15 protein-coding genes are annotated in these 17,031 nt (G+C 58.6%); 3 read left to right on the plus strand and 12 right to left on the minus strand.

Annotated features, from left to right (window positions below; all coding sequences use genetic code 11):
- The first annotated feature begins 83 nt into the window (after window positions 1–83).
- Window positions 84–1,058 (plus strand): metallophosphoesterase, encoded by a 975-nt coding sequence (locus tag EHN06_RS17370; protein ID WP_127333766.1) that lies wholly within the window; start codon window positions 84–86, stop codon window positions 1,056–1,058.
- 3 nt (window positions 1,059–1,061) lie between these two features.
- Here the strand turns inward: EHN06_RS17370 and EHN06_RS17375 are convergent, their stop codons facing one another.
- The 12 genes from EHN06_RS17375 to EHN06_RS17430 all read right to left on the minus strand — a co-directional run bounded on the left by EHN06_RS17375 (window position 1,062) and on the right by EHN06_RS17430 (window position 13,267).
- A complete protein-coding gene (locus EHN06_RS17375; protein ID WP_127333767.1) occupies window positions 1,062–1,544 on the minus strand; it encodes a CDP-archaeol synthase in 483 nt (160 codons plus the stop codon).
- A gap of 17 nt (window positions 1,545–1,561) precedes the next feature.
- Entirely contained in the window at window positions 1,562–2,938 is a 1,377-nt protein-coding gene (locus EHN06_RS17380; RefSeq protein ID WP_127333768.1) for a class II fumarate hydratase, read from the minus strand.
- 34 nt (window positions 2,939–2,972) lie between these two features.
- Window positions 2,973–3,257 carry a hypothetical protein gene (locus tag EHN06_RS17385; protein ID WP_127333769.1) on the minus strand — a complete coding sequence of 95 codons (285 nt, stop codon included), beginning with the start codon at window positions 3,255–3,257 and terminating at the stop codon, window positions 2,973–2,975.
- Window positions 3,258–3,328: 71 nt separating this feature from the next.
- On the minus strand, window positions 3,329–5,086 hold the full coding sequence (locus tag EHN06_RS17390; protein WP_127333770.1) for a NahK/ErcS family hybrid sensor histidine kinase/response regulator: 1,758 nt from the start codon (window positions 5,084–5,086) through the stop codon (window positions 3,329–3,331).
- Entirely contained in the window at window positions 5,070–6,233 is a 1,164-nt protein-coding gene (ercA, locus tag EHN06_RS17395) for an alcohol dehydrogenase-like regulatory protein ErcA (protein ID WP_127333771.1), read from the minus strand. The genes EHN06_RS17390 and ercA overlap by 17 nt, the downstream gene beginning before the upstream one ends.
- A gap of 44 nt (window positions 6,234–6,277) precedes the next feature.
- Window positions 6,278–8,206, minus strand: a complete 1,929-nt coding sequence (locus EHN06_RS17400; RefSeq protein WP_127333772.1) for an alpha/beta hydrolase family protein — start codon at window positions 8,204–8,206, stop codon at window positions 6,278–6,280.
- Window positions 8,172–9,329, minus strand: a complete 1,158-nt coding sequence (gene pqqE / locus EHN06_RS17405; RefSeq protein WP_127333773.1) for a pyrroloquinoline quinone biosynthesis protein PqqE — start codon at window positions 9,327–9,329, stop codon at window positions 8,172–8,174. Before pqqE ends, EHN06_RS17400 begins: the two co-directional genes overlap by 35 nt.
- Entirely contained in the window at window positions 9,326–9,604 is a 279-nt protein-coding gene (pqqD, locus tag EHN06_RS17410; protein ID WP_228257337.1) for a pyrroloquinoline quinone biosynthesis peptide chaperone PqqD, read from the minus strand. Before pqqD ends, pqqE begins: the two co-directional genes overlap by 4 nt.
- On the minus strand, window positions 9,598–10,356 hold the full coding sequence (pqqC, locus tag EHN06_RS17415) for a pyrroloquinoline-quinone synthase PqqC (protein ID WP_127333775.1): 759 nt from the start codon (window positions 10,354–10,356) through the stop codon (window positions 9,598–9,600). The genes pqqD and pqqC overlap by 7 nt, the downstream gene beginning before the upstream one ends.
- On the minus strand, window positions 10,353–11,282 hold the full coding sequence (gene pqqB, locus EHN06_RS17420) for a pyrroloquinoline quinone biosynthesis protein PqqB (RefSeq protein ID WP_127333776.1): 930 nt from the start codon (window positions 11,280–11,282) through the stop codon (window positions 10,353–10,355). The genes pqqC and pqqB overlap by 4 nt, the downstream gene beginning before the upstream one ends.
- A gap of 55 nt (window positions 11,283–11,337) precedes the next feature.
- Window positions 11,338–11,409, minus strand: a complete 72-nt coding sequence (gene pqqA, locus EHN06_RS17425; protein ID WP_007153157.1) for a pyrroloquinoline quinone precursor peptide PqqA — start codon at window positions 11,407–11,409, stop codon at window positions 11,338–11,340.
- A 337-nt stretch (window positions 11,410–11,746) separates the two neighbouring features.
- Window positions 11,747–13,267: an aldehyde dehydrogenase family protein gene (locus EHN06_RS17430; protein WP_127333777.1), complete on the minus strand. Its 1,521-nt coding sequence runs from the start codon at window positions 13,265–13,267 to the stop codon at window positions 11,747–11,749.
- 504 nt (window positions 13,268–13,771) lie between these two features.
- On the opposite strand from EHN06_RS17430, the gene EHN06_RS17435 reads away from it, so the two are divergent.
- Together EHN06_RS17435 and EHN06_RS17440 are read left to right on the plus strand one after the other, a co-directional pair.
- Window positions 13,772–14,932: a TAXI family TRAP transporter solute-binding subunit gene (locus EHN06_RS17435; RefSeq protein ID WP_127333778.1), complete on the plus strand. Its 1,161-nt coding sequence runs from the start codon at window positions 13,772–13,774 to the stop codon at window positions 14,930–14,932.
- A gap of 96 nt (window positions 14,933–15,028) precedes the next feature.
- Window positions 15,029–17,017: a TRAP transporter permease gene (locus EHN06_RS17440; RefSeq protein ID WP_127333779.1), complete on the plus strand. Its 1,989-nt coding sequence runs from the start codon at window positions 15,029–15,031 to the stop codon at window positions 17,015–17,017.
- Window positions 17,018–17,031 lie beyond the last annotated feature (14 nt).

The following is a 17,031-nucleotide window of genomic DNA, read 5'->3' on the forward strand; positions in this document are numbered from 1 at the left end:
TTGCCGTATTCCGGTTGCATCACCCCCAGAGCCAACCATAATGAGGTTAGGGGTTTGTCAACACGTGCAACGCAGGATCCGCCATGACCGCCAGGGCACATACACCAGAAAGTCAGGATGAGTTGCTGGAGTATCGTCTGAGCCTACGGCTCGGTCCCGTCCACGCCCGCCAGAGGCTGGGGATTGAGCAGGAAGCCGAGGCCCGGGTATTCGGAACGAACTTCAGGTCGTTCCACCTGGAGAACCTGGCCTCCGCCCCGGGCCTTATCCGCTTTTGCCTGCAAATGGTCGGGCTGTTTCGGCGTGCACAGAATAACAGCCGGCGCTTGAACACCACCAGCAACGCTTTTCATGTCCCTGGCCTGCCGGCATCCTTCGAAGGCTTCCGTATCCTTCACCTGACAGACCTGCATGTCGATATGGACGAAGCCAACCTGCAGGCGGTCATTGACCAGATCGCCCCCCTGGAATACGACCTCTGTGTTCTGACCGGGGATTACCGGCGCCTGACCTGGGGCCCCGTGGACGAGGCACTGGAGGGCATGGCAAAACTCAGGGATGCGATCCGCGGGGACGCCTACGCAGTGTTGGGCAATCACGACAGTATACGGATGGTCCCCGGGCTGGAAGACATGGGCTACCGGCTATTGATGAACGAACATGCGGAAATTTGTCGCAACGGAGAAACTCTTTATCTGGCCGGGGTGGATGATGCCCATTTCTACAAGGTTCACAACCTGCACCGGGCGGGAGACGACATACCCCTTGGAGGCATCAGTATACTGCTGAGCCATACACCGGAAATCTTCCGGGAAGCCGCACACGCCGGCTTCGACATTTTCCTGTGCGGCCATACCCACGGCGGCCAGATCTGCCTGCCCGGAGGCATCCCCGTCACCCTGGATTCAGACTGTCCAAGGGCGCTTGGCCGTGGCCCCTGGCGTATGAACGGCATGCAGGGTTACACCTCGCCGGGATCCGGCACCTCGGTTATCAATGTGCGACTTAACTGCCCGGCGGAAGTCACGCTCCACACCCTGACCCGGGGGCCGGAGTAATAATCAGTGTGGCTGCCGACGGATACCCAGACGGTACAACAGGGGTGAAAACAGAATATTGGACAGGGTAAACAGCACCACAACGGCCACTGCCTGCCAGAACCCCAGGGGTAACCAGAAAAACGCAAGGATCATCGGCAGTAGCGCTTCCGGAATCTGATCCAACCATAATGCCCTGGCACTGGCAGCCAACCCGCGTCGCCGCTTGATGAAGCTGCTGAGCATGTCGCCGAGCAACCCCAGCAAACCAAACAGCAGACCGAAAAACAGCCCCATACCCGCCACCAAGGCAAACAGACCGCAGCTCAGTGTGCCGGCCACCACACCACGCCAGGTTTTACTCTGTCCCAGCAATGGGCGTCCATCATGCCACAGGCGACCTCCGTCCACCGGTGTCTCCCAATGATGACCAAACAGTTTCCTGGCAACCACAGGGGCTCCGTTAGCCAGCACCAACATCACAAACAGCTCCAGTGCCAGGATCAAGTCAGGCTGCCTCCGGTTCAGGAAACCCCGCCACGGGTCAGTTTGAGCGGATCCATCAAGGTTTCCAGCCGGGCCCTGTCCAGCCCGCTTCGCTCCTCAGCCACATCAATCACAGGGCGACCGGTACGATAGGCCTCCTTGGCAATATCCGCCGCCAGGTCGTAGCCAATTTCCGGATTCAGGGCGGTGACCAGCACCGGATTCCGTCCGACACCGGCGTTGAGGTTATCCACGTTAACCGTGAGGCCCTTAATGGCTTTTTCGGCCAGTATGGCGGAAGCGTTGCTCAGCAGGGACACCATGTCCAGCAGGTTGGCGCCCACCAGCGGCAACATCACGTTGAGCTGAAAGTTGCCGGACTGACCGGCCAGCGCAACCGTTGTATCCATCCCCATGACCTGGGCACTGGCCATGGCAACCGATTCCGGAATCACCGGATTTACTTTCCCCGGCATAATGCTGCTACCAGGTTGCAGTGCCGGCAGGGTGATCTCCGCCAGACCATGAATCGGACCACTGTTCATCCACCGGAGATCATTGGCGATCTTGGTCAGTATGATGGCAACACCCCGTAGCTGGGCAGATAAGGCCACCGGTGAATCAATCGCACTTTGCCCGACAAATTTGTGTTCCAGGGAACGGAAATGATAGCCAGTGTCTCTCGCGAGAAACTTGACGAATTGTTCGGCAAATTCATCCGGTGCATTTATACCGGTACCGACGGCCGTTCCGCCCTGCGGCAACGCCATGAGATCGTCAGCCGCCGCTTCCACTCGCTTTTCCGCCGCCAGCAGTTGCTCCCGCCAGGTGCGGAGCTCCTGGCCCACCGTCACCGGCATGGCATCCATCAGGTGGGTCCGGCCGGTTTTTACCTGCTCCGAGAACAGCGCTTCGCGCTCATAGATAACACCGCAGAGATGAGACAGCGCTGGCAAAAGCCGGGTCTGAACCACTGTGACGGCACTGACGTGGATGGCAGTCGGAATCACGTCATTGGAACTCTGACTCATGTTGACGTGGTCGTTGGCATTCACCTGTACACCGGCACGCGCCGCCAACGCAGCAATGACCTCGTTGACGTTCATATTGGTGCTGGTACCGGAACCGGTCTGGTAGCGATCCACCGGGAACTGGTCCGCATACTCGCCCCTCACCAGTTGCTCACAGGCTTCTACAATCGCATCCCGTTTTTCATTGTCCAGATAGCCGAGACTGGCATTGGCTTCCGCCGCTGCCTGCTTGACCCGGACAACAGCGCCAATGAACGCCGGCGGCATGGGCAGGCCGCTGACCGGAAAGTTGTCAACAGCCCGCTGTGTCTGCGCGCCCCAGAGAGCATCCGCTGGGACCTGCACCTCTCCGAGACTGTCTTTTTCCGTTCTGAATTCACTCATGACACCCTCTCCTTATCGGTATCAGGGAATCTCGTCAGCCCCCGTGGTGTGACTTCAGTCTCACATGGTCACAGATTCCCGTAACCTGTTCAAAGTTAACAACTAATGTCTGGACGGTATTGGTGTAGGTATCGTGGAGGTGAAACTTGAACCGGCGCTGTTTCTCACCTTGCAAAAAGGCATCGTATTCCTTCACCAGTTCACGAACATCACCTCCATTGTCCTGGGACCAGGTGGCATTGAAAGGGCCGAGAACGGCACCACCGGCCAGGCAAATGGTCACTTCGTGATTGGTCAGGGCATTATCGGTTATTGCCATGGTGCACTCTCCTGAAATTCGTGGGATCTCAGGATTCAGTGTAGACCCTCGGGCCGCGACAGGTTAGTTCGTTATTCCGCAGATGGCCCAAGCAGACTGGTCAACAATGCCCGCAACCGGTTCGGTTTTACCGGTTTGTTAAGGATCGGCAGGTACTGGGCACGCACCAGTTTTCGGATCTGATCACTGCTGTCGGCGGTAATGATCGCGGCAGGAATGTCACGATCCAGTTCACGGCGAATACCATAGATCGCTTCACAACCCGTCAGATTATTATCCAGGTGATAATCCGCCAGTATCACAGAGGGTTGCTGCTCCGCCGTCGCCAGCAATTCCAGAGCCTCTGCCTCACTACGGGCCGCCATAACCGAGCATCCCCAGCGCTCCAGCAATGCCTGCATGCTATCCAGAACAGCCCGTTCATTATCAATGACCATTATCCGGGCACCTCTGAAAGCATCGGCATAGGACTCCAGCGGATTTCTTTCCCGGGCCTTTGTCTGGTCAGCCACCCTGTTCTCCAGGGGCACGGTCAGCATGAACCGGGACCCCCGGCCAGGTCGGGAGGCGACATCAATATCGTAGCCCAGAATCCGGACCATGCGCTCCACAATGGCCAGCCCCAGCCCCACGCCCTGACGTCCCCCTGTGCCCTGGGGCAGGAGTTGATGGAATTCGGTAAAGATGTCCCTTAGCTTACCCGCCTCAATGCCCACCCCCGTGTCCCAGACCTCGATGCGCAGGCTGTCGCCGCGGGCTCGCAGGGCCAGCAATACACCACCCTGACGGGTGTAGCGAAAAGCATTACTCAACAGGTTGCGGATGATGCGGGTCAGCATGCGTTGATCGGTTTTGACCAATGCGGACACCGTGCGCACGCGGAACTGCAAACCGGCGTTGGCGGCCACCGCTTCAAACTCCTCTCCGAGCCCACTGGCAAGCGCCGCCACATCAGTGACCACCAGGTCCGGCGTCATCGCCTGCTGATCCAGCTTGGAAATGTCCAGCAAGTCCGCCAGCAAGTCTTCCGCACCCTCAAGGGCACGGTGAACCTGGTGCACCATGCGTTGCTCCTGGTCTGGCAACTGGCTGTCCTGAAGTGCAGAGATCATCAACCGGGCGGCATTCAACGGCTGCATCAGGTCATGGCTAGCTGCCGCCAGGTATTTGTCCTTACTGCGGTTGGCTTCCCGCGCGGCTTCCATAGCGACCACCAGTTCGCGTTCAACCTTCTCCCGCTCCTCGATCTGGTAGCGCAACCCGACATTGGCGTTCTGCAAGGCTTCAGTACGCTCTTCCACCCGTCTTTCCAGATCGGCATTGAGCTGTTCCAGCTTTTGCCGGGCCTGAACCCGTTCAGTGATATCCGCCACGAAGGCTTCCACCACTTCCGGGCCCAGGTCCGGGCGGCGCAATATGGAGATCGCGACATGCACCGGTGTGTTGTCCACTCGCCGCAAACGGGTCTCCCGGACACGCAGGCTGCCTTCGTCCAGGAGCTCCTGGCGGATCTTGTCAAACTCATTGGAACTACAGAACAACTGCTCCCGCAGCCGGATCACCCGTTGCTTGAGATCCTCTGCGCTGGCGTAGCCGCAAATACGAGCCATGGCCGGATTACAGGCAAGGAAGCCGCCACGCATGTTGGCCTGGAAAATTCCGTGAAGCGCATTTTCAAACAGCCATTTGTAGCGGTTACGCTCCTTCTCCAGCTCCTCTATGCGTTCCTGCAGCGCCGGGTAGTAGTTCTTGCGGACCGAATGGCTTCCCAGCCCCAACAGATCGCCAACTCCATAGCCGTTGTCCTGTTCCTCAGAGGGCTTCTTCATAAACGACCTGAACATCCCGCAACGAAGACTTGCGGGGATTCGTGAGTATGCAGGGATCCTGCAGGGCAAACCCTGACAGATACGGAATGTCGGAAACGGTAACCCCCAACTGGGAGAGCCGCGCCTCCAGCCCGACTTTACGTTTGAGCTCAATGATACGGTTCATCAACTGCTTCTTGATTTCAGGCTTGCCCATACCCCGGGTATCAATACCCATCGCCTCGGCCACCCGACGGAATCGATCTTCCGCCGAGACGTAGTTATAGGCCACAACATGTTCAAGCAGCAACGCATTACACAAACCGTGGGGCAGATCCAGGTAGCCGCCAAGGCTGTGGGACATGGCATGGACCGCCCCGAGAATGGCATTGGAAAACGCCAGCCCTGCCTGCATAGACGCCAGCATGATCTGTTCACGCAGGAACGGGTTCGCGGTGTTCGCCACCAGCGGCTCGAGGTTGCGGTTAATGAGCCGGATCGCTTCCAGGGCGTGGGTGTCGGTTAACGGCCCACTGCCGGTGGAGACAAACGCCTCGATCGCGTGGACCATAGCATCCACACCGGTGCAGGCGGTCAGATAGGGATCCATGGTCTCCGTGACTTCCGGATCGATCAGGGAAACGTCGGGGACTACAGCCTTGCTGATGATGGAAAACTTGAAGCGCCGAATCGGATCAGAAATGATCGCAAACTGCGAGACATCCGCCGATGTACCCGCCGTCGTTGGTATCAATACCAGCGGAGGCGATGGGTGGGTTATGGTGTCCACCCCCTCGAATTCCAGAATGCTGCGGCCGTGTGTTGCCACAATGCCAATCCCCTTGGCGCAATCCATGGGGCTGCCACCGCCAATAGCAACGATGACATCGCATTCGCTGGACTTGTACAGCTCCGCCCCCACCATCACTTCATCCACCTTGGGATTGGGTGAAACGCCGGTAAATATCGTGGTACGAATACCGGCCTCCGTCAGCAGCGTCACAATCTCATTCACCCAGCCAGCGGCCGCCACCCCCGGATCGGAGACAAGCATTACGTGTTTTGCTCCGAAGTTACTGGCGAAATTGGCCACGGATTTACGTGCGCCCGCACCAAACACGATCTCCGGCGAGACAAATTTTCGAAGTGCTGATATATCGTGACTCATTGGGCTGTACTCGACGCATTATTGTTATAGGAATCGTCGAAAGTTTAACTCAAGTTCCCGGCAGGTTCATGGGTCTTTGAGCTGTGCTTCCGATAAAAGCTGAACAGCCATGTCAGCATACCAGCCTGGCTGGCCTGTTGCCGGAAACCATGCCCCTCGTCATCAAACCAGTGCAGCTCCGGCGATAGTCCGGCATCACGCATCACTGAGATCATCGCTCTGGTCTGCACCGGAACCACCACCTGGTCCTGACCACCCTGGAAGAAAATCATCGGTGTCCGGATGCGGTCAGCCTGGTGCAGCGGCGTCCGTGCGTGCCAGCGCTCCGGATGGGTTTGTGGAGAACCCAGAAGCCAGTCCAGGTACCCGGATTCGAAACGGTGGGTCGCTGCCCTCAGCCGTAACGGGTCGGTCACACCATACATACTTGCCCCGGCGGCAAACCGGCGGCTGGCGATCAGTGCCATCAACACCGTATACCCTCCGGAGCTTCGCCCCTGTATGAAGAGGCGACGGCCATCAGCGAGACCTCGGGCCGCCAGGTAATCGGCCGCCCGTTCCATGTCCTCGACATCGGCCTCCCCCCAACGACCGGCCAACGCCAGCCGGAAGTCCCGGCCAAAACCGGTGCTGCCACGATAGTTGACTTCGGCCACGGCAAATCCACGCTGGCACCAGAACTGAATGTGGGGGTTGAAGACCGGGTAGGCTGCCGAAGTCGGGCCACCGTGGGCCACCAGGATCAGGGGCGGCGGATTCTCCGGCGCCTCTGAGGTGGGGCTGTAGAAAAAGCCCTGAATATCCGGCTCGGATGCGCACCCGGGCGGCACTACAAAGCTCTGCGGCAGGGCCGGTGAGCCCACCCTGATGGCGTCCTCTCCACCGGCTACAACCCGCACCTGATCGGAGTCCGGATCAATGGCCAATACGGCATCCAGCTGCGTGGGCGATCGGGCGATACAATACAGTTCCGCGCCCACCGCACACAGATCACGAAAGTCACTGAAGGTATCGGCCACCCTCCGACCGATGTTGTCTGCGTGATCAAACAGCCAGAGTTCACCGGTCCCGTTACAATAGCGAACCCTGGCCCAACCACCAGCCATCAGAGGTGTATGGTGGGACTCCCCCAGTTGCCAGGGTGCATTGGCATGATCCAGGGTCGGCGCATCGCAACCTACCCAGTCACCACTTGCACCATCCGGGTCCAGCCGCCATGGCTGCCACCAGCCGTCGTGATCGGAGAGAACCCACAGGGTTTTACCGGCAAACACCGGTTGCTGTACCGAGGCTTCCGACGGCGTCGGCCAGGTTTCGCAGCCACGGAGCCAGCCATTCTCGGTCACCACGGCCGTCCACAGCTCGGTTCTGAGCCAGGGCGTAGCCGGTAGCTGCCAACTGACCCAGGCAATATGACGCCCATCGTCGGAAAGCGCCGGTGCCCCGTAAAAGTCCAGGCCACTGTGCAGGACCTGGATGCCCTGCTCCGGCCCCACAGCCACCAATTGCTGCTGGCCAGCGGCCTCCCTTACCGCGAGCACCCGAGGGCGCGTCGGGTCCGCCACCAGCCCACCAAAGGCAACCCCGACTTCATCGGTCAATTGCAGGCAGTGGCCATTCATCCGGTCAATGAAGTGGATCTGCTGATCCTCGCTCACCACAAACACACCGAGATCCGAAGCCGCCAGGGCTCCGCCACCGTACCCGTTGACTCGACTGCGAATACTCAAACTTTGTGGCCCCAGTCGGGCCGGGCCCTGATCTGTCAGGTGCCAGAGGGTCGTGATGCCAAGGGACGGGTCCGTTTGCAACCAGAACAGCCCGCCGCGTGAGACCGACAACGCCCCGCGCTGGATGTAAGCGGCGCAGGCGTCCTCGGCACTCAGCAGGCCCTGAGGAGTGTCGGCTTCCGAATCACCGGCAGGGTGGTGGGAAACATCAGCCCCTGAAGAACAGTCTCGAGTTATCCGCATTGCGATAGGTCAGCTCGTCAATGCCCGCCGTGGCATGGTCGGCGGCTCTCCTCGCCGCCAGGATTCGGTCATGGTGCGACGATTTACTGCACACCGGATCGGCGTTGTCGGCGTTGCCGGTCAACAGGTAGGCCTGGCATCGGCAGCCGCCGAAATCCTTGCCCTTTTCGTCACAGGAACGACAGGGCTCCGGCATCCAGCTGTCGCCCCGGTAATGATTAAAACCGGGACTGTCATACCAGATGGCATTGAGATCCATATCCCGTACATTCGGGAAATCAACAGGAAGCAATTTTGCGCTGTGACAAGGCAACGCCGTACCGTCCGGGGCCACGGTCAGGAACAGGCTGCCCCAGCCGTTCATGCAGGCCTTGGGGCGCTCCTCGTAGTAGTCCGGGGTGACGAAAATCAGCTTCATCGCCGAGCCACTGGCGGCCAGTTGCTGACGATACGCCTGGACTTCCGCTTCCGCCTTTTCCAGCTGTGCCCGGGAGGGCATCAGCCCCTCGCGGTTCTTGAATGCCCAGCCGTAATACTGGCAGGTGGCCAGCTCGACGTAATCGGCGCCCAGGCGCTCGCACAACGCCATGATGTCATTCATCTGATGTATGTTATGGCGGTGGATCACGAAGTTAAGCACCATCGGGTAACCGGCCTCCTTCACTGCGCGGGCCATGGCCAGCTTCTGGTCGAAGGCCTTGCGGGAACCTGCCACCGCATTGTTGAGCTCCGGGTCGGACGCCTGGAAACTGACCTGGATATGGTCCAGACCCGCATCCCGGAAGGCATTCACCTTCGCTTCACTGAGCCCCAGGCCGGAGGTGATCAGGTTGCTGTAATATCCCAGGTGTCGTGCCTCGGCGATCAGCTCCGGCAGGTCCTGGCGCACCAGCGGCTCCCCGCCGGAAAACCCCAGCTGCGCGGCCCCCATGGCGCGCCCCTGGCGCAGTACATTCACCCACTCTTCCGTGGTCAGTTCCTGCTCGGTGTTGGCAAAATCCAGCGGGTTGGAGCAGTAGGGACACTGCAGCGGGCAGCGGTAGGTCAACTCCGCCAGCAACCAGAGTGGTGGCCCCGCCTGATGCGGGTTACTGACCGTTTTGGCTGCCTCGGCACTAGTCATGACATCTCGATCCAATGTTGCTGGCAGGCATCGCGGAGAAAGTCGCTCACATCCCCTTCAAGGGAACCGGCTTCCGGAAACTGCCGTTCGAGGGTTGCGATAATATCGGCCACACTGCGCTGGCCATCCACTTCGTTGAGAATAGCACCAGCGCTTCCATTCAGCTTCACCATCCCTTCCGGGTACAACAACACGTAGCAGTCCTGCACCGGCTCCCACTGGAAGCGGAAACCCGGGCGCAGGCGGGGCACCCTCGCCAGGCTGTCAGTCACCACAGCCCCCGGTGCCAGACCGGCTGATCGGTGACGGTGTGGTACGGTGGCGTCCGGTGCAGGTAAGCCATAGTCAGGGCATCCAACATAGACCATAAGATATCCAGTTTGAATTGAAGGATTTCCAGGGCACGGGCCTGGGAGGCAGCCGTGGTGAAACTGTCCAAGGTGATGGTCAGGCCATGTTCCACATCCCGTCGGGCTTCCGAGAGCCGTTTACGGAAATAGCGGTACCCGCTCTCTTCTATCCAGGGATAGTGTTGCGGCCAGCTGTCCAGCCGGGACTGGTGGATCTCCGGTGCGAACAGCTCGGTCAGCGAGGAACAGGCCGCTTCCTGCCAGGTCGCCCGGCGGGCAAAATTCAGGTAAGCATCCACCGCAAAACGGACACCGGGCAGCACATGGCGCTGATCAATGACTTCTTCCCGGCTCAACCCCACCGCTTCGGCCAGACACAACCAGGCCTCAATACCGCCCTCGTCACCACCATGACCGTCGTGGTCCAGTATCCGTTGCAACCAGATCCGGCGTACGCTGGCGTCCGGACAATTGGCCATGATCGCGGCGTCTTTCCGGGGGATATTGATCTGGTAGTAATACCGGTTGGCCACCCAGCCGCGAATCTGTTCCGGCGTGCATTGCCCGCCGTACATGGCTTTATGGTACGGGTGGTGGATGTGGTAATACTGTCCTTTATCCCGCAGGGCCTGTTCAAAGTCCGTACGGTTCATGGCGGTGTTGGCTTTGGCGTTCATGGCTGCCCCGACAGGTCAATGTGCATTCCGTCCCAGGACACCTCAATCCCATGGCGCGTCAATTCCGCACGCTCCGGGGAGTCCTCGTTCAGGATCGGGTTGGTGTTGTTGATATGAATCAGGATCTTGCGCTTCGCCGGCATGGTATCAAGCACTTCCATCATGCCCCCGGGGCCACTCTGGGCCAGGTGCCCCATGGCCTGACCGGTTTTCGTGCCGACCTCCTGGCGGATCATTTCGTCATCATGCCAGACGGTGCCGTCCACCATCAGCACATCGGCCTTGCGCATCCAGGCCAGGATCCGTGCATCCGGCTCACCCAGCCCGGGCGCATAGAGCACGGTCTGCCCGGTGCGGGTATCCTCCAGAAACACCCCGATATTATCCCCCGGATGCGGATTGTCCCGACGCGGTGAATAAGGCGGTGCGTTGCTTAGCAGCGGGATTGCGGTGAGCCTCAGGGAAGGCGCGCAGGGAACGGTGAACGACTCGTTCTCAGTGGCGGGTATTTCCCGCCAGTTCAGGCCGCCATTCCAGTGTTCCAGCATCCGGAACAACGGAAAACCGCCATTTAGATCCTCATGAACCTGCTCCGTGCACCAGACATCCAGCGGCAGACCCTCGCGCAGGGTCAACAGACCGGTGGTGTGGTCTACCTGGCTATCAATCAACAGTACGGCGCTGATGCCGGTGTCCCGCAGTGCCCTGGCAGGCTGCATGGCCGGGAAAGATGCCAACTGGGCCCGAATATCCGGCGAGGCGTTAAAGAGAATCCAGTGTTCGCCATCTTCGCTGACCGCGATGGAGGATTGGGTTCGCGCCCGGGCATTCAGTGTGCCTTTGCGGAAACCGTCACAATTGGAGCAATTGCAGTTCCACTGGGGAAAACCGCCCCCGGCCGCGGAACCAAGTACATGGATGTGCATGAGAAGAACTCCGGAAGCAAAACGGCCAGCGTCGAAAGGCTGGCCGTTTCGGCTTTCAGCGGTTGGCGAAGTACATGGTGACTTCGAAACCGATGCGCAGATCTTCGTAGGCTGGTTTGGTCCACATAATGCTTACCTCTATTGTCATGATTGTTAGCGCATTCAGGGTGAATCAGCGGCTGTGCCGATAACTCATTTCTCATCCTAGCGGCGGTGGTAAAAGAGCCATATGGTACTTTGGCACTGTTTTCGGACCTCCCTAAGTTGAAGGCTGACAACATCTAAACAATGCACCTTTCCAGCCAACAAAAAAAGGCCCCTGTAGGAGCCTAAAGAGAGTGACAAAGAAAAACCCGACTCTCTTTCGAGAGCCCCCCGACCAGTCGCCGGGGCATGAAAACGCACATCCGTTGTGCTGGCCCATGCGCGGGCCCGTGTGGAGGGGCCCGCCCGTCGCTTCCCAATCAGAAGAAGCCCAGTGGGTTGGTGTCGTAGCTCACCAGCATGTTCTTGGTTTGCTGGTAATGATCCAACGCCATCTTGTGGGTTTCACGACCAACACCGGACTTCTTGTAACCACCAAAGGCAGCGTGCGCCGGGTAGGCGTGGTAGCAGTTCATCCATACCCGACCAGCCTGGATGGCGCGGCCCATGCGGTAGGCGCGATTGGTGTCACGAGTCCAGACGCCGGCACCCAGACCGAACTCGGTGTCATTGGCGATGGCCAGGGCTTCTTCCTCGGTCTTGAAGGTGGTCACACCCACCACCGGTCCGAAGATTTCTTCCTGGAACACGCGCATCTTGTTGTCGCCCTTGAACAGGGTCGGCTGGATGTAGAAGCCGTTGTTGAACTCGACGCCGAGATCTTCGCGATCACCGCCGGTCAGCACTTCAGCGCCTTCTTCCTTACCGATGGCGAGGTAGGACATGATCTTGTCGAACTGTTCCTTGCTGGCCTGGGCACCAACCTGAACGTCGGTATCGAGCGGGTTGCCACGCTTGATGGCCTTGGTCCGCTCTACGACCTTGGCCATGAACTCGTCATACATGTCTTCCTGCACCAGAGCACGGGACGGACAGGTACAGACTTCGCCCTGGTTGAAGAACGCCAGCACGAGGCCCTCGACACACTTGTCGAGAAACTCAGGCTCGGCCTTCATCACGTCGGAGAAATAGATGTTCGGCGATTTGCCACCCAGCTCGACGGTCGATGGAATGATGTTCTCGGCAGCACACTTGAGGATGTGCGAGCCCACGGGGGTAGAGCCGGTGAAGGCAATCTTGGCGATACGCTTGCTGGTCGCCAGCGCCTGACCGGCTTCGATGCCGTAGCCGTTGACGATGTTCAGCACACCCGGTGGCAGCAGGTCACCGATGATCTCCATCAGTACCAGAATACTGGCAGGCGTCTGCTCGGCCGGCTTGAGCACCGTGCAGTTACCGGCAGCCAGGCAGGGCCCCAGTTTCCAGGCAGCCATCAGCAGCGGGAAGTTCCAGGGAATGATCTGGCCCACAACACCCAGCGGCTCATGGAAATGGTACGCCACGGTATTCTGGTCGATCTCCCCCATGTGACCTTCCTGGGCACGGATACAGCCGGCAAAATAACGGAAATGATCCGCAGCCAGCGGGATATCGGCATTCAGGGTTTCACGGACGGCTTTACCGTTATCCCAGGTCTCGGCAACCGCGAGCCTTTCCAGGTTGGCTTCAATGCGGTCCGCAATTTTCAACAGGATGTTGGAACGTTCCTGGGCAGAGGTTTTGCCCCAGGCCGGCGCGGCCTTGTGGGCGGCATCCAGTGCCAGTTCAATGTCTTCCGCGGTGGAGCGTGGAATCTCACAAATAACATCTCCGGTCACCGGCGTGATGTTCTCGAAATACTGGCCTTTCACCGGGGCGACCCACTCGCCGCCGATGTAGTTCTCGTAACGGGGTTTGAAGGAGACGACGGAGCCTTCCTTTCCTGGTTGTGCGTAGATCATGGTGTCGACCTCTTGTTGTGTTTGTCGCTTGGCAACGCGGCCTTTCGCGTTTACCTGTTCAATGTAGACCTACAAACCGGTTAGTTGAATGATTCGATGGAGGCGAAAAACTCCTCCCTTGGTAGTAGGTGACAGGAGGACCGTGGCAGCACTGCGCTCATCGGTATCAACTTTATCGGTAAATCTTCTGCTATTCGGGAAAGCCACTCGGTTATGCGACATTTGGCAGACTTTAGTTTTGGAGGGTTGTTGTTAGGCCGGACATTCTTTATATTTAATTAGCAAAAATAAGTATTGCATTGCGAAACCATAAATCAATTAAATTTCGCTGTGCGAAACATAGTCGGGTGTCCACGGTATCTGCCGGATTACTCGCCTTTATTTTTGCAGTGTCATCCAGCACCCACAGTTTGGATGTGCTGTCGATTTTGCACCGGTCGCTATCTTATGTGTCTTCATTGGCAATAGGTCTCGCGACCGGACAACCACACAGGACAAAGTACGATGCATAAAATCAACAAAAGTCTGCTCGTCGGTGTATTGAGTGCCGCACCGCTGTTCGCCCATAGTGCCGAGAATGTCGAACTGCCCGGCACCCTCGCAATGACTGCGTACGGAACCGGGTCGGCGGGTTACACCCAGATGGTGTCCATCGGCAACCTGCTACAAAACGAATACGGCACCTCGGTCCGTATTCTGCCCGGTGAAAATGACGTATCCCGCATGACGCCGTTGCGGATGGGGCGGGTTCCACTCTGCGCCTGCGGTATTGCCAGCTACTACGGCTCGGAAGGTGTATTGCTCTTTGCCCATCCCGATTGGGGACCGCAACCTATTCGCCTGATCAGCACATCCACTGCCAGCTTTGGCCTGGGTATTGCGGTCGCCGGTGATATCAACGTAAAAACACCGGCAGATCTGAAAGGCAAGCGAGTATCTTACGTTCGTGGTGACGATGCCCTGAACATTGGCACCGAGGCCTTCCTGGCTTTTGGAGGGCTGACCTGGGATGACGTCGAACGGGTGGAATTTCCGGGTTATGGCCGCGCCTTTGAAGGCATTGTGGCCGACCAGGCTGACGTGGCCTTTACCATGAGCGTGGCTCCGCCAGCGCAGCAACTGGCCGCCAGCCCAAGGGGCATCGTGTGGCCGGAACTGGATCCCGAAAATAAAGAAGGATGGAAACGACTCCAGACCGTAGCGCCCTATTTTCAGCCCCACAATGTCACGGCAGCTGCCGGTGAGGACTATGGCAAGGACAGCCCGTGGATCGGCGCCAGCTATCCCTATCCGATACTGGTCGGTAATGAGAGCCTGGACGATAAAATCGCCAGCAGCCTTATCCGTGTGCTGATTGAGGATCACGACAAGTACAAGGACGCCGCCCCTGGCAATGCGGGTTACTCACTTGAGAATCAGAACATGCAGTGGGTGATTCCTTATCACGACGCAGTCGTCGAGTATTACAAGGAAATCGGACACTGGACCGATGCCATGCAGGCGCACCAGGATAAGCTGATCAAACGTCAGGAAATTCTGCAAGCCACCTGGAAAACGTTCAAGGATTCCAATCCGCCTGCAGACGAAGACGCATTCCGCAGCGGTTGGATGAAAGCCCGTGCCAAAGCACTGGAAGCAGAGGGCATGGAGCCCGTATTCCGTTAAGACCTGCGCCATGACGCCGGGGTTCCTTTGCCGAGAAGTCAACGGTGCCCCGGCGCTTTCCATTCTTCTCCTTAATGCTCCGGAGCCGATGATCACATGAGCCTGCCTCAGGAAAAAACCGTAAATACGGGTAAAATATCCGGTATCCGTCAATTGGAGGGATTCTGGCTCTGGGTGCCCCGCGTGGCGACCCTGGCGCTGACCCTGCTGGCGATCGATTACCTGTTTAACCTTGGCCTGTTCACCATTGTCACGGCGGTGGAAAGCCAGTTCTTCTATACCGTGGTAGCGTTGATGCTGCCACTGGTTTTTGTACTCTGGCCAGCCGCAAGCAGGGCCTCACACTCGACAGTGCCCTGGTACGATGTAGTGCTGTTCCTGTTTTCGGCGGCAGTGTGCGGCTTCTTCGTGGTTAACGCGGAACGGATTCTGGACAGTGGCTGGGAGTACGCAGCACCAGATCACGCCATAGTGATGAGCTTCCTGTTGTGGGGCGTGATTTTTGAAGCAGCTCGGCGGGCCGGTGGCTGGCCGATCGGCATCATTGTCGGGCTTGCAAGTCTGTATCCGATATTCGCCGATGTGATGCCGGGGCCGATTCAGGGTTTTCCATCCTCGCCCTCCCAAACCGCCATCTATCACGCCATGAGCCGTGAAAGCGTTATGGGTATCCCGCTGCAGGCGTTTGCCAACCTGGTTATCGGCTTTCTGTTGTTCGGCGTGGCCTTGCAGCAGACCGGTGGAGGCAAGTTCTTTATCAACCTGGCCTTTGCCCTGCTGGGGCATGTCCGGGGCGGCCCGGCCAAGGTTGCGGTCTTCTCCAGCGGTCTGATGGGCTCCATGAGCGGCAGTGTGATCACCAACGTGCTTACCACCGGCGTGCTGTCCATCCCCGCCATGCGACGGGTTGGTTTCGGGCGTTCCTACGCGGCTGGTGTCGAAGCCTGTGCCTCTACCGGGGGTGTGCTGATGCCGCCGGTTATGGGGGCAACAGCATTTATCATGGCCAGCTTCCTGAATATTCCTTACGGTACCATTGCGTTGGCGGCGGTGGTTCCTTCGTTCCTGTATTTCATGGGGCTGTTTATCCAGATTGATGCCTACGCTGCTCGCCACGACCTCAAAGGCCTGCCAGCGGATGAGCTGCCTTCCCTCCGCCAGACCCTGAAAGAAGGCTGGTACTTCATTTTCGTCTTCGTGCTACTGATCTGGCTGCTGTTTTTCCTGCGGCGGGAGGCAACTGCGCCTTTCTACGCCACGGCCTTACTGCTGGTGATCAACCAGGTGCTGCCATACCAGCGCTGGAGCTGGAAGGAGGTAAAAAACTTCTTTTCCAGTGCCGGCAAGCTGTTCGCAGAGCTCATCGCGATTCTGACGGGTGTCGGTTTGCTGGTTGGGGCGTTGTCGGTAACCGGTATGTCGGGCACCATCGCCAACGACCTGATTTTCCTGGCCGGTGGCAACACCCTGGTGCTGCTGCTTATGGGGGCGGCGACCAGCTTCATTCTGGGTATCGGAATGACCGTCACGGCGGCCTATATTTTCCTGGCGGTGGCCCTGGCTCCGGCGTTGATCAACGGTGGCGGTATGGATCCACTGGCAGTCCACCTGTTCATCCTGTACTGGGGCATGCTGAGCTTCATCACTCCGCCGGTGGCCCTGGGCGCCTTTGCCGCTGCTTCGGTGGCAGGTGCGCGGGCGATGGAAACCGGCTTCCAGGCTATGAAGCTGGGTAGCGTGATTTACTTCATTCCGTTCCTGTTCGTGTTGAACCCGGCGCTGATACTCCAGGGAACCTGGAATGAGATTCTGGTGGTACTGTCCCAGGCTGTTGTTGGTGTCGCATTGATTGCAGGCGGCATGCAGGGTTACCTGTTGGGCGTTGGCAACCTGTCGCTTTATCGGGTGCTCCAGTGGCCCATACGTCTGGCGTTGATTGCAGGCGGTATGCTGTTGGCAATCCCCGGAGGTGGTCCGGTACCCTTTACCAACCTGGAATTGACAATGATCAGCGCGGTGCTGATTGTGCCCGCTCTCGCACTGGTGTGGTGGTCTAACCGGAGTGAGACGCAGGCTGTGATGTAAGTACAGGCGCTACG

The sequence above is a fragment of the Marinobacter sp. NP-4(2019) genome, from assembly GCF_003994855.1.
Taxonomy (GTDB): Bacteria; Pseudomonadota; Gammaproteobacteria; order Pseudomonadales; family Oleiphilaceae; genus Marinobacter.

Excerpts from the sequence above, each read along its gene's own strand:
- EHN06_RS17400 (WP_127333772.1), bottom strand. The coding sequence starts at position 8,206 with ATGCGGATAACTCGAGACTGTTCTTCAGGGGCTGATGTTTCCCACCAC.
- pqqE (WP_127333773.1), bottom strand. The coding sequence starts at position 9,329 with ATGACTAGTGCCGAGGCAGCCAAAACGGTCAGTAACCCGCATCAGGCG.
- EHN06_RS17380 (WP_127333768.1), bottom strand. The coding sequence starts at position 2,938 with ATGAGTGAATTCAGAACGGAAAAAGACAGTCTCGGAGAGGTGCAGGTC.
- EHN06_RS17370 (WP_127333766.1), top strand. The coding sequence starts at position 84 with ATGACCGCCAGGGCACATACACCAGAAAGTCAGGATGAGTTGCTGGAG.
- ercA (WP_127333771.1), bottom strand. The coding sequence starts at position 6,233 with ATGAGTCACGATATATCAGCACTTCGAAAATTTGTCTCGCCGGAGATC.
- pqqB (WP_127333776.1), bottom strand. The coding sequence starts at position 11,282 with ATGCACATCCATGTACTTGGTTCCGCGGCCGGGGGCGGTTTTCCCCAG.
- pqqC (WP_127333775.1), bottom strand. The coding sequence starts at position 10,356 with ATGAACGCCAAAGCCAACACCGCCATGAACCGTACGGACTTTGAACAG.
- EHN06_RS17435 (WP_127333778.1), top strand. The coding sequence starts at position 13,772 with ATGCATAAAATCAACAAAAGTCTGCTCGTCGGTGTATTGAGTGCCGCA.
- EHN06_RS17385 (WP_127333769.1), bottom strand. The coding sequence starts at position 3,257 with ATGGCAATAACCGATAATGCCCTGACCAATCACGAAGTGACCATTTGC.
- EHN06_RS17390 (WP_127333770.1), bottom strand. The coding sequence starts at position 5,086 with ATGAAGAAGCCCTCTGAGGAACAGGACAACGGCTATGGAGTTGGCGAT.
- EHN06_RS17430 (WP_127333777.1), bottom strand. The coding sequence starts at position 13,267 with ATGATCTACGCACAACCAGGAAAGGAAGGCTCCGTCGTCTCCTTCAAA.
- EHN06_RS17440 (WP_127333779.1), top strand. The coding sequence starts at position 15,029 with ATGAGCCTGCCTCAGGAAAAAACCGTAAATACGGGTAAAATATCCGGT.